The sequence below is a fragment of the Caproiciproducens galactitolivorans genome, from assembly GCF_004768785.1.
Taxonomy (GTDB): Bacteria; Bacillota; Clostridia; order Oscillospirales; family Acutalibacteraceae; genus Caproiciproducens; species Caproiciproducens galactitolivorans.
The window spans coordinates 35489-47887 of sequence record NZ_SRMQ01000003.1 but is presented as its reverse complement, the minus strand read 5'-3'; the positions used below and the strand labels follow the sequence as shown (position 1 = coordinate 47887).

The window sequence follows — 12399 nt, the reverse complement described above, 5'->3', positions numbered from 1 at the left end:
CTTTTATTTTAAACTAAAATGTGGTATATTGAATAATATAATTAGATAAATTGCAAAATTGCCCCCTGAAAGATTTTTCCTGGGCTCAGGCGACAAATTATAGGTTGACAGTTTGCGCATTCTTAATATATAATGCTATATTGCAAGGTTTGTACCCCGAAAGGAGGGTTTTTATGCTGAGAACATATCAGCCAAAGAAGCTCCATAGGAAAAAGGAGCACGGCTTCAGAAAGAGAATGTCCACAAGAAACGGCCGCAAAGTTTTGGCCCGCCGCAGAGCTAAGGGCAGAGCACGTTTGAGCTATTAAGCAGAGGGCCACGCAATGTGGCCTTTCTTTTTAGCTCCCGATTTTGGGAAAAGAAATGCGGTGCGGGTTTAAAGTGATGGATTTTCTATCAATTAAAGAAAACAAGGATTTTTGCAGGATTTATGCAAAAGGGAAATCTTTTGTCAGCCCTGTGGTTGTAACATATGTTTTGAAAAACCGGAGGAAAAATATACGGGTTGGCATTACGACCACAAAGAAAATTGGAAATGCTGTGAAAAGGAATAGGGCCCGCCGCGTAATCCGCGAAGCTTTCCGGATTTTGGCACCCAGCATAAAGCCGGGATACGATTTTATTTTTGTTGCAAGGGGGAAAACCCCTTATGTGAAAAGCACGGAAATCGTCCGTGCGCTTTCGGCGCAGCTTAAAAAAGCGGGGGTCATGAAATGAAACGCCCGTTGATCTGGCTGATACGGTTTTATCAGAAAGGAATTTCGCCGTATAAAAGGCCTTGCTGCAAATATTATCCCACCTGTTCAAATTACGCAATTCAGGCTATTGAGCGCTTCGGCGCCTTTAAGGGATTTTGGCTCGCTTTGTTTCGCATATTACGCTGTAATCCGTTCAGCCGGGGAGGGTACGACCCTGTTCCGGAAAAACGGACAAGCGATAAGCATGATAGATAGAATAGAGGAGTACTGCTTATATGTACGATTTTTTTAATTTTTTCGGGAACATTCTCGGTTATCTGCTCTGGTTTTTTTATACCCTGATTCAGAACTATGGAATCGCCATTATTTTATTCACCATCGTATTGAAAATCCTGATGTTCCCCTTTTCCATCAAACAGCAGAAATCGTTGGCCGCCAGCAGCAGGCTGGCGATTAAGCAGAAAGAATTGCAGAAGAAATACGGCAACGATCGGCTGAAGCTTCAACAGGAAACGCAGAAGCTTTATGAAAAGGAAGGCGTAAACCCAACCGGCGGGTGCCTTACCACCTTTATTCCGTTCCCGATTATGATCGGTCTGTTCTATACCGTTCAGAATCCGCTCTCAAACGCGTTGCACCTTTCTGCGGATGGGATCAACAAAGCGGTTGCCATGTTGAAGATGATTCCGGGAGTTGGCGCAAATTTCAACGCCCAGTATGCACAGATCGAAATTGTTAAGCATTTTGCGGATTTAAAGCCCCATCTCACCATGTTTAGCGGGGACGAGCTTAAGAAAATAGAATCTTTCAGCCATGGATTCCAGTTTCTGGGTATGAATCTTCTCGATACGCCCAGCGATGGCGCCAATATTTTCGGAACGCTGTTCCGCTCAAATCTTTGGGTTATTCCGGTGCTGTGCCTTGTTTCCTCTTTGGTCACACAGTATTTCATGATGAAAATGCAGCCCGGGATGCAGCAGCAGGAAGGTTGCATGAAATATATGTTTTATTTCATGCCTTTGTTTAGTGCATGGTTGGCCTGCACCCTGCCGGCGGCTGTCGGTTTTTACTGGATTATTTCGACCCTTACCGGATTTTTACAGACGCTTATCCTGAATATCTGGTACAGTCCGGCAGATTTGAACGCGAAGGCCGAGGCGCAGCGAATCGCCCTGCTGGAGCAGGAGGAAGCAAAAATGGAGAGAATCCCGGCAGTTTCTGTGCCGGCTGAAACAGGAAAAGGCAAGGCGGGAAAAAACAGGAAACCAAAAGCGTAAGGAAGCATTCGTATAATCATTAAGTTTAAGAAAAACGAGTAAACACCCGGGGGAGGTAATACCGTGATAAGAGAAGCGATTGCAACCGGTGAGACGGTAGAACTGGCAAGAGAAGCCGCATGCAGGGAACTCGGTGTGGAAACCTATGATGCGGATTTTGAAATTCTGGAAATGCCTACAAAAAAGACATTCGGTCTTTTCGGCGGAAGCCCGGCAAAGGTAAGGGTTTTTGTGAAAACCAGCCCCGCAGAAGCTGCTGCGGAGTATTTGAAAAAAATTCTGGAACATATGGGCCTTTCTTCGGTGGATATTCAAATCACTGAGGAAGAGAACGGCGCGCAGCTTTCCCTTTCCGGGGACGATATCGGCTTTATTATCGGTCACCGCGGAGAAACGCTCGACGCTCTCCAGTACTTAGCGGGACTTGTGGCAAACCATATCGACAATACCTATTACCGGATTACGCTTGACATTGGAAATTACCGTGAGAAACGCAGAGAAACACTTGAAGTTTTGGGTAAGAGAATCGCCGCCAAAGCGGTGAGAACCGGGCGCAACGCCTCTTTGGAGCCGATGAATCCGTACGAGCGGCGGATTATCCATACCGCAGTGCAGACGGTGGAAGGGGCGAAGTCTTGGTCGGAAGGTGAAGACCTTGCCCGCCATGTTGTGATCGGGCCGGAAGCCGGCGAGCGGCCGCTTCCACGGAGAAACTACAATAAGGGCCAGCGCCGTTCGTATGGGGAAAAGCCGCGGCCTGGTTACGGTAATCGGTCGCCGAAGTCGGCGCAGAACAGTACGCAGCCGTCGCGCCCTTCTGTGAAATCGGCGCCGAAGAGCGATAAGGATGCTCCGCTTTACGGCCGTATCGACTTAAAAAAAGAATGATTTGACGGGCGGTTCGCAGAATCGCCCGTTTCTTTTCGTTGAAATTGGAAATATCTTGTATAAAATTTTAAATTTTTCCCGCGCTTCGCGCGGATAAGGCGATGAGGTACCTTATGGAAAACAAAAGTATTTACAATACTTCTTCAAAGACGATCGCGGCGATTTCCACGCCGCAGGCACCGGGCGGGATTGGGATTGTCCGTATTTCCGGACCGGATGCACGGAAGATTGCAGGAAAAGTGTTTACTTCAAGCCGCGGAAAAACGCTGGACGATATAAAGGGCTATACCGCCCTTTACGGCAGGGTTCACGACGGGGATGAGGATATTGACGAAGCAATCGCCCTGAATTTTACCGCACCAGCAAGTTTTACTGGCGAGGATGTTGTGGAGCTTTCCTGCCATGGCGGGCTGTATATTTTGCGCCGCGTGCTGAAAGCGGTGTTTGCCGCCGGCGCTGTACCCGCCGGGCCTGGCGAATTCACGCGACGGGCATTTTTGAACGGCAAAATCGGGCTGACCGAAGCAGAATCCGTCATGCAGTTAATCGGCGCGCAGGGGGAGCAGGCTGCAAAGGCCGCGCTGGCCGGGCATGACGGCGCTCTGGAAAAGAAAATCCGGCAAATCCGCGAAAGCCTGCTTCAGATGGCCGGGCATCTGTCCGCTTGGGCAGATTATCCGGAAGAGGATATTCCGGAGGTCAATGAAGGTTCCCTGCATGCAACCCTTTGCTCAGTAAAAGGAGAACTGGAGCGTCTTCTAAGCCAGTTCGAAGCGGGGCGCGCAATCCGGGAGGGTGTTGTTACAGTAATCGCCGGCCGCCCAAACGTGGGAAAATCCACGTTGATGAACTTGCTTTCCGGATGTGAGCGCTCCATCGTTACCGAATATGCAGGAACTACGCGCGACATTGTGGAGGATACCGTCATTCTCGGGGATATCCCGCTCCGCCTTTCCGATACGGCCGGAATTCACCTGACCGAAGACCCGGTCGAGCGAATCGGTGTGGAGCGCGCGCGCGAAAGAATCCGGGAAGCCCAGCTTATTCTGGCGGTTTTTGATTCCTCGCAGGAGCTGAACGATGAAGACCGGGAACTGGTTTCCTTTGTCCTCCGGTCGCCGGCAATTGCGGTTGTCAATAAAAGCGATCTCCCGATAAAAATAGACATAAAGTATATTAAAGAAAATTTTAAACAAATAGTATATATTTCTGCTCTGTCCGGCGAAGGATTGGAGCAGTTAAAGAACGCGGTAGCGGAGCTTTTGCACACAGCAGGATTGAATCCGGCGGATGGGATCCTGTTTACGGAACGCCAGCGCGACGCGGCGCGCCGCGCCGAGGACAGCGTCAGCGAAGCGATCGTGGCTGTGGAGAGCGGAATGACGCTTGACGCGGTAACGGTTTCCATTGAGGGTGCGATTTCCGCTCTGTTGGAACTGACCGGGGAACGCGCGACCGAAGCGGTCGTCGATTCCGTTTTTCATAATTTTTGCGTTGGGAAATAGGTTGGCGCGGAATTGGGAATAGAACCGAATACTGGTTTATAATGGAATACGCCTGCGGAGAAATATATGGAATTTGGCAAACTGTACGCGCGCCGGGTGGAAATTCCGGAGAGGGTTCCCCGAACGAAAGCAGTCTGATAGGCGCTTTCGTTCCCCTTCCTACGCGGGCGAAAGCAAACGGGAGGCGGGGCGCCGCCCAAAAACCCGCAGGCTTTTTAAAGCCTGCACGCAATATTTATTGTTTGATTGCGCTTTCCGGTGATAGGATATAGGAGGAACGATTATGCGATACAATGCTGGTGAATATGATGTAGCGGTCATCGGCGCAGGGCACGCGGGGATTGAAGCCTCGCTTGCTTCTGCGCGCCTTGGCTGCCGCACCTGTGTTTTTACAATCAATATGGACGCCGTTGGCAACTGCCCCTGTAATCCGTCGATCGGCGGTACGGCGAAGGGGCACCTTGTGCGGGAAATCGATGCGCTGGGCGGAGAAATGGGAAAAACTGCGGACGCGGTAACGCTGCAAAGCCGGATGCTGAATTTGGGAAAGGGTCCGGCCGTCCATTCCCTGCGTGCGCAGATCGACCGCCGTGAATACAGCAAGGTGATGAAGCATAAATTGGAGCTTCAGCCGAACCTGCATATGAAGCAGGCGGAGGTTGTGGAGCTTACCCGCGAAGAGAACGGCATATGGCAGCTCGTTACGCGCATGGACGCGGTCTATCGCGCGAAAGCGGTGATTATCGCAACGGGAACTTTTTTGGGCGGGAAAATTTATATTGGTGACGTTTCCTATGAAAGCGGCCCGGACGGAATGTTCCCCGCTGCGTTTCTGGGTGCTTCGCTGAAAAAACTGGGTCTGCGCCTGCGCCGTTTTAAAACCGGCACACCTGCGCGTGTTTTAAAGTCCAGCATTGATTTTACGGATCTGGAAGTGCAGTACGGGGACGAGCCGGTTATCCCGTTCTCCTATGACACGTTGACGCCGCCGAAGAACCGCGCGGTTTGCCATATTTCCTGGACAAATGAAAAAACCAAGCAGATTATTCTGGAAAATATCGGCCGTTCCCCGATGTACAGCGGGAAAATCGAGGGTATCGGCCCGCGTTACTGCCCGAGCATTGAGGATAAGATTATGCGGTTCCGGGACAAGCCGCGCCATCAGCTTTTCATCGAGCCTTGCGGCCTGGATACTGAGGAAATGTATTTGCAGGGCATGAGTTCTTCTCTGCCCGAAGATGTGCAGATTGCTTTCTATCACTCCATTAAGGGTTTGGAGCATGTTCAGATTATGCGCAGCGCTTATGCGATTGAATACGACTGCGTTGACCCGCTCCAGTTGAATGCGAGCTTGGAGTTTATGGATTTCCCAGGGCTTTACGGAGCGGGACAGTTTAACGGAAGCTCCGGTTACGAGGAAGCCGCCGCGCAGGGATTGGTTGCTGGAATCAATGCTGCGCTGAAAATACAGGGCAGGGAGCCGATGATTCTCGACCGCGCTGGTTCTTATATAGGGACTTTGGTGGACGACCTGATTACAAAGGGCGTTACCGACCCTTACCGCATGATGACATCTCGGAGCGAATACCGTTTGATTCTCCGGCAGGATAACGCCGATGAGCGCCTGACCCCAATCGGGCGGAAAATCGGGCTGATTTCAGACGAACGTTGGGAGCGTTTCAAGTTAAAGCAAAAGCAGAAGGAAGAGGAGCGCAAACGTGTGAAAAGTACCGTCCTTCCGCCGTCCGAGGCTCTGAACAGGATACTTGTTTCACATGAAACATCGCCGGTAACGACCGGTGTGCGGCTGTCGGATCTGCTTCGCAGGCCGCAGCTAAACTACGAATGCTTAAAAGAGGTCGATCTGAGCCGCCCCGATTTGCCGGCTGCGGTATTTGAAAACGTAGAAATAGAAATCAAGTATGAGGGGTATATTAAACGGCAGAAAGCGGATATTGCGGAGATGCGGCGGCTCGAAGCGCAAAAGCTTCCGCAGGATATTGATTACACGAAGATTTCCGGGCTGCGTAGCGAAGCGCAGGAAAAGCTTTCCAAGGTAAAACCTTCCAGCGTTGGACAGGCTTCGCGCATTTCTGGGGTTAGCCCCGCGGACATATCCGTGCTGCTGATCTGGCTTGCTCGCAAGAAGGAGGCGTAACATGGAGGATATTCAAGCCCTGCTGATTTCATCCGCACAGAGCATGGGAATAGAGATCAACAAAGGACAAGCGGAAAGTTTTCAACAATACATGGAACAATTGTTGAATTGGAACGAGAAAATGAATCTAACGGCCATCAAAGAGCCACGTGAGGTTGCGGAAAAGCATTTTCTGGACAGTATCCTGATTTTGAAGTATCTGAAGCTTCCGGCAAACGCAAAGCTGATCGATGTCGGCACCGGCGCGGGTTTTCCTGGTGTGCCGCTGAAAATTATGCGTCCGGAACTGGAACTGACCCTGCTGGATGGCTTGAACAAACGGCTTATCTTTTTAAAAGATGTGCTCGGTCATCTGCATTTGCAGGCCGAGCTGGTTCATGCGCGTGCAGAAGAAGCCGGGCGGCAGAAACCGTTCCGCGGGAAATTCGATTTTGCAACCGCACGCGCTGTCGCGCCGTTAAACATTCTTTGCGAATACTGCCTGCCGTTTCTGAAAATGGGAGGAACCTTTGTCGCCATGAAAGGGCTGGAGCCGGAGCAAGAAACCGAAGAAGCAAAGAAGGCAATTGCGCTTTTGGGCTGCGAACTGGCGAAAATTGAAAAATTTACGTTGCCGGACGGCGACCGGAGGAGCTTGATTTTTATCCGGCGCACCGAGCCTTTGCCGGATCTGTATCCCCGCCATGGGGCAAAAATTTCAAAGAATCCCCTGTAGATTACGTGCTTCGGAAATACAGATTTCCGGGTAAATGGCAGGGAATCATCACGAACCGCCAAAATAGAACAAAAAGATATTTCTCTTGGTTGCCATAATATTACAAATTATTGCCGCCCAGCATGCTATCCTTATTAAAAAGGGACGAGCAGGGGGCGGTAATTTTGCATTTATTCAATGAATCGTGTAAAGTAGTGCAGATTCCTATCAACTCTATTCACCCAAATCCGGCACAGCCGCGAAAGGTTTTCAGCGAACAGGAGCTTTTGGAGCTGTCGCGCAGCATTCGTACCAACGGCTTGCTCCAGCCGATTACGGTTCGCCGCGTAAAAGACGGCTACGAACTGATTGCAGGAGAACGCAGGCTCCGAGCATGTAAAATCGCCGGGCTGACCACAGTAGGCTGCATTATCAACGACTGTTCCCCTGAAACAAGCGCGGTTCTTGCCATGACCGAAAACCTGCAAAGACAGGATTTGCAAATTTTTGAGGAAGCGGAGGGAATCCGCCAGCTTATCGAGCAATGGAATGTGACTCAGGAAGAAGCTGCTTTACGGCTTGGCAAAAGCCAATCCACGCTTGCAAACAAACTTCGGCTTTTAAAGCTTACAAAAGAGGAACGGGAGAAAATCACCGAAAACGGCCTTACGGAACGCCATGCACGCGCGCTTTTGCGGATTAAAGATGAAGTCCTGCGCAAAAACGCGTTGAATCTGATTATTGCCCGCGACTGCAATGTAAAACAGGCGGAGGAGCTGATTGACAATTTCCTGCAAGGAAACGAGAAGCCGAAGAAGACAAAACGCACCGTTGTGGTGAAGGATGTCCGCATTTTCCTGAATACGATCAACCATGCGATTGAGACCATGCGGCAAAGCGGAATCAATGCGCAGACGCTGAAAAGCGAGACGGACGAATACATCGAATGTCTAGTTCGTATTCCGAAGGCACAGGCGACTTCTGGCGGAAAAAAGCCTGCTTAAAAAAATTATAAGTTTTTACTCCTATTTCCCTATATCATTTCCCACAAGGTAGGCCGGACGCAAGTTCGGCCTGCTTTGTTTCACATGAAACATTGGCTGTTCCGCTGCGAATTTATAGAAAAATCCGGCTCTGTGGAGCAGAAAGGCAGAGATTTCCCCAACATATGTCATAACTACTTTATCTTAGGGAAAAAGCGTGTTATAATAGTACCATTCTATACGGATACCCGAAAAGGGGGTTCCGTTTTTTTCAGCGATGATCCGGCGGGACAGAAACCCGCTTCGGGAGGGAAAAGAATGGGAAAAATTATCGCGATTGCCAACCAGAAGGGCGGCGTCGGTAAAACCACAACATCGGTTAACCTTTCCGCTGCAATGGGCATGAAGGGAAAGAAAACCCTGCTTGTGGATGTTGACCCGCAGGGCAATGCGTCCAGTGGTGTCGGTGCGGACCGCCGCGCGCTGGAAAACACAGTTTACGAGGTTCTGATCGGCGAAGCGAATGCAAAAGATGTAATCATTCCTACGGAATTCAGCAATCTGGATCTACTTCCGTCCAGCATGGACCTGGCGGCGGCTGAAATCGAGTTGGTTTCGCTTGAACACCGCGAATCCATTCTGAAAAACGCGTTGGTTCCGTTCCGGGATCAATACGATTTTATCTTTATCGACTGTCCGCCCTCGCTCGGCCTGATTACGACCAACGCGCTGACGGTGGCTGATACGCTTCTGGTGCCGATCCAATGCGAATATTACGCGCTGGAGGGCCTGTCCCAGCTTATGAATACGGTTCGCCGCGTAAAGCGGCAGTACAATTCCCAGCTTGACATTGAAGGCGTTCTGCTGACAATGTACGACGGCAGGCTGAACCTGACGCAGCAGGTTGTGGAAGAAGTGAAGAAATACTTCCCGCGCAAGGTGTTTGCAAGCGTGGTGCCGCGCACCGTGCGCCTTTCCGAGGCGCCGAGCTTCGGAAAGCCCATCCAGTACTTCGATAAAAGCTCCCGTGGGGCGCTGGCTTACGACGCACTAGCGGAGGAAATTCTGGATTTGAATAAGAGATAGCGGGGGGAAGAAGAGATGGCAGCAAAAAAACGCGGCCTTGGAAAAGGCCTGGACGCGATTTTCGCGGAAAACGATACCGGAGACCGCAACGCAGCGGTCTCCCTTAAAATAAGCGAAATTGAACCGAACCGTGCGCAGCCCAGAAAAGATTTTAACGAAGAAGCGCTCGCCGAGCTTGCCGACTCCATTTCACAGCACGGCGTTTTGCAGCCGCTTCTGGTTCGGCCGATTGTCGGCGGCTACCAGATTGTTGCGGGGGAACGCCGTTGGCGTGCCGCGCGCATGGCGGGTATTTCCGAAGTACCTGCGGTGATCCGGGAAATGACCGACAGCGAGGTAATGCAGCTTGCACTCATTGAAAATTTGCAGCGTGAGGATCTGAATCCCATTGAAGAAGCGCAGGGCTACCAGTCTTTGATGGAGAACTACGGCTTGACACAGGAGGAAGTTTCAAAAACCGTGGGAAAATCCCGGCCGACGGTGGCAAACGCGCTCCGGCTTTTGAATTTGCCGAAAGAAATCCTGGATATGGTGCATTCCGGAAAGCTTTCCGCCGGGCACGCTCGCACATTGCTCAGTTTCTCGAATCCATCGGAAATGTTGAAGGCGGCGAAGCTGGCTGCGGAACAGGGAATTTCGGTGCGCGAGCTGGAAAAGCTGGCAAAAAAGGCAAACGAACGCCTGAAACAAGCCGAGCCGGAACCGAAGGCAAAGAAGAAGCCGCGGTATTTCAGCGAAGTCGAGCTTGCGCTGAACGAGCATTTGGGCCGCAAGGTACAGGTGAGCGGCACAAAAAAGCGCGGCGTCCTGCAAATCGAGTTCTACGGGGAAGAGGATTTGAGCGAGCTCGTAAAACTTTTCAACAATAATTAGCCAAACGGTGGAAAATAAAACAGAATAAAAAGGAGTAATAAAACAATGCTTGATATTAAATTGATTCGCAGCAATCCGGAAAAAATTAAAGCCGGTGCGAAAAAACGCTGTATTGATGTGGACGCTCTGGTGGATGATATTCTCAAAATTGACGAGGAACGCCGCGAAGTGACCGGAAAAGTGGAAAAAATGAAGGCGGAACAGAATGCGGCCACAAAGAAAATTCCACAAATGAAAAAAGCTGGGGAAGATACCACCCAGTTAATGGCGGAGCTGAAAACCCTTTCCGAACAGATTAAGGCAGCGGACAGCGAGCTGGGCGAGCTGGAAGAAAAGCAGAAAACGCTGCTGCTGTCCCTACCGAATATGCCGGACGACGACCTTCTGGAGGGCGGCAAGGAAAACAACAAGCCCATCCGCCTTTACAAGGAACAGCCGAAATTCGATTTTGAGCCGAAAAACCATGTGGATCTCTGCGAAAACCTTGGCATGATCGACTACCAGCGCGGCGCGAAGCTGGCTGGCGCCGGTTCCTGGGTATACCGCGGTATGGGTGCGCGTTTGGAATGGGCTTTGTTAAACTTCTTTATCAGCGAGCATCTGAAGGACGGCTACGAGCTGATCCTCCCGCCACATATGCTGAACTATGAGTGCGGCTACGTTGCCGGGCAGTTCCCGAAATTTACCGAAGAAGTTTACTGGATTCAGAATCCGACCAGCAACGATAAAAAATTCATGCTTCCGACCGCGGAAACCGCTCTGGTCAACCTGCACCGCGACGAGGTGCTTTCACTAGACGAGCTTCCGCGCAAATACATTGCGTACACCCCCTGTTACCGCAGGGAGGCCGGCAGCTACCGTTCCGAGGAGCGCGGCATGATTCGAGGCCACCAGTTCAATAAAGTCGAAATGGTGCAGTACACCGCGCCCGACAAGTCTGACGAAGCTTTTGCGGAGCTTGTTGAAAAAGCGGAGAGGCTCGTACAGCAACTTGGTTTGCATTACCGCCTGAGCAAGCTCGCCGCAGGCGATTGCTCCTTCTCAATGGCGCGCACCTACGATATTGAAGTCTGGATTCCGAGTATGGGGATTTACAAGGAGGTCAGCTCCGCTTCCAACGCAAGGGATTATCAGGCCAGAAGAGGCAATGTGAAGTTCCGCGGCGCGGACAAGAAGCTTCAGTTCGTCCATACGCTGAACGCTTCCGGTCTTGCGACCAGCCGCGTGATCCCCGCCATTGTGGAGCAATATCAGAACGCCGACGGCAGCGTAACCGTGCCGGAGGTTCTGCGTCCGTTTATGGGTTGCGATATTATAAAATAAGAGAAACTGCCCCCCCGCGGGAGAAAACGCCGCAGGGGGTGTCATTTTACATAACAATGAGGTATCACATATGGACAAGACGGATTTGATCAGAGAGTATTCCCGGAAAGTGCGCGTCGCAAGCTATGAGATCGGCGCGCAAGGGCAGATGAAGCTCAGCTTCCTGATGCGCATGTGCCAGGAAACAAGCGAACAGCATCTCGATATTGTTGGCTTGAGCTATGAAAAGTTGTACGAGGACGGCATGGTGTTTCTGCTGATTACAAACCGGATGAAAATTAAGCGGATGCCGTTGCGTAACGAAGAGGTAACAATAAAAACGCATCCGCGCGGGGTGTGCGGCGCGCAGTTTTACCGTGACTTCAAGATTTACAGCGGGGACGAGCAGATTATTGACGTGATGCAGACCTCCGTCACGGCCGACCCGAATTCGCACAAAATTCTTCGCCCGAAAAAATTTCTGGATTACGGGGTATTTTCCGGCGAAAAGGTAGCTCCGGAGGATCGGGTGCCGAAAGCCGAAATACCGGAGGATCTGCCTTTCGTGGGGGAAAGGCCGATTCGTTATTCCGACCTTGATTACAACTGCCATTTGAACAATACCGTTTACGGGGATATTGTAACGGATTTTCTGCCGGGCGGGCACGATGCCTTCCGTTACGCCGAGGTGCAGATTAATTACATTAATGAGAGCGCGCTGGGCGATGTTCTGAAGATTTACGCCGCAAGAAAAGACGGATTTGTCATGATGAAGGGGGGCAATGCGCGCGGCTGCGGATTCACCGCGACGGCGACGCTACTTCCAATGGATGGAAAGCCCGTATAATTCGAAAATAATCAGTTGAAATTGTATGCGCGTAATGATATAATATCAAAATATATTAAAATAACAAGAGAAAAAAGCGGCGCGGAAA

General features: G+C 50.9%; 13 protein-coding genes. All 13 read left to right on the top strand.

The window, feature by feature from the left end:
- Positions 1-173: 173 nt before the first annotated feature.
- The 13 genes from rpmH (at position 174) to CAGA_RS04685 (ending at position 12311) form a co-directional block, all read left to right on the top strand.
- Entirely contained in the window at positions 174-308 is a 135-nt protein-coding gene (gene rpmH, locus CAGA_RS04745; RefSeq protein ID WP_135658334.1) for a 50S ribosomal protein L34, read from the top strand.
- 76 nt (positions 309-384) lie between these two features.
- On the top strand, positions 385-717 hold the full coding sequence (gene rnpA / locus CAGA_RS04740; RefSeq protein ID WP_135658332.1) for a ribonuclease P protein component: 333 nt from the start codon (positions 385-387) through the stop codon (positions 715-717).
- The gene (gene yidD, locus CAGA_RS04735) at positions 714-953 is read left to right on the top strand and encodes a membrane protein insertion efficiency factor YidD (RefSeq protein WP_135658330.1); all 240 of its coding nucleotides are present in this window, start codon (positions 714-716) and stop codon (positions 951-953) included. The genes rnpA and yidD overlap by 4 nt, the downstream gene beginning before the upstream one ends.
- A gap of 20 nt (positions 954-973) precedes the next feature.
- A complete protein-coding gene (locus CAGA_RS04730) occupies positions 974-1975 on the top strand; it encodes a YidC/Oxa1 family membrane protein insertase (protein ID WP_135658329.1) in 1002 nt (333 codons plus the stop codon).
- A gap of 63 nt (positions 1976-2038) precedes the next feature.
- Positions 2039-2863, top strand: coding sequence for an RNA-binding cell elongation regulator Jag/EloR (gene jag / locus CAGA_RS04725; RefSeq protein ID WP_135658327.1), 825 nt, complete (start codon positions 2039-2041; stop codon positions 2861-2863).
- Between the two features lie 113 nt (positions 2864-2976).
- The gene (gene mnmE, locus CAGA_RS04720; protein WP_135658325.1) at positions 2977-4368 is read left to right on the top strand and encodes a tRNA uridine-5-carboxymethylaminomethyl(34) synthesis GTPase MnmE; all 1392 of its coding nucleotides are present in this window, start codon (positions 2977-2979) and stop codon (positions 4366-4368) included.
- A 283-nt stretch (positions 4369-4651) separates the two neighbouring features.
- A complete protein-coding gene (mnmG, locus tag CAGA_RS04715) occupies positions 4652-6526 on the top strand; it encodes a tRNA uridine-5-carboxymethylaminomethyl(34) synthesis enzyme MnmG (protein ID WP_135658323.1) in 1875 nt (624 codons plus the stop codon).
- Position 6527: 1 nt separating this feature from the next.
- Positions 6528-7241 (top strand): 16S rRNA (guanine(527)-N(7))-methyltransferase RsmG, encoded by a 714-nt coding sequence (gene rsmG / locus CAGA_RS04710; protein WP_135658321.1) that lies wholly within the window; start codon positions 6528-6530, stop codon positions 7239-7241.
- Between the two features lie 164 nt (positions 7242-7405).
- A complete protein-coding gene (locus CAGA_RS04705; RefSeq protein WP_243112942.1) occupies positions 7406-8224 on the top strand; it encodes a ParB/RepB/Spo0J family partition protein in 819 nt (272 codons plus the stop codon).
- Positions 8225-8521: 297 nt separating this feature from the next.
- On the top strand, positions 8522-9289 hold the full coding sequence (locus CAGA_RS04700) for a ParA family protein (RefSeq protein WP_135658317.1): 768 nt from the start codon (positions 8522-8524) through the stop codon (positions 9287-9289).
- 15 nt (positions 9290-9304) lie between these two features.
- Positions 9305-10162: a ParB/RepB/Spo0J family partition protein gene (locus tag CAGA_RS04695; protein WP_135658315.1), complete on the top strand. Its 858-nt coding sequence runs from the start codon at positions 9305-9307 to the stop codon at positions 10160-10162.
- 45 nt (positions 10163-10207) lie between these two features.
- Positions 10208-11485 (top strand): serine--tRNA ligase, encoded by a 1278-nt coding sequence (serS, locus tag CAGA_RS04690; RefSeq protein WP_135658313.1) that lies wholly within the window; start codon positions 10208-10210, stop codon positions 11483-11485.
- 70 nt (positions 11486-11555) lie between these two features.
- A complete protein-coding gene (locus CAGA_RS04685) occupies positions 11556-12311 on the top strand; it encodes an acyl-[acyl-carrier-protein] thioesterase (RefSeq protein WP_135658310.1) in 756 nt (251 codons plus the stop codon).
- Positions 12312-12399: the final 88 nt, after the last annotated feature.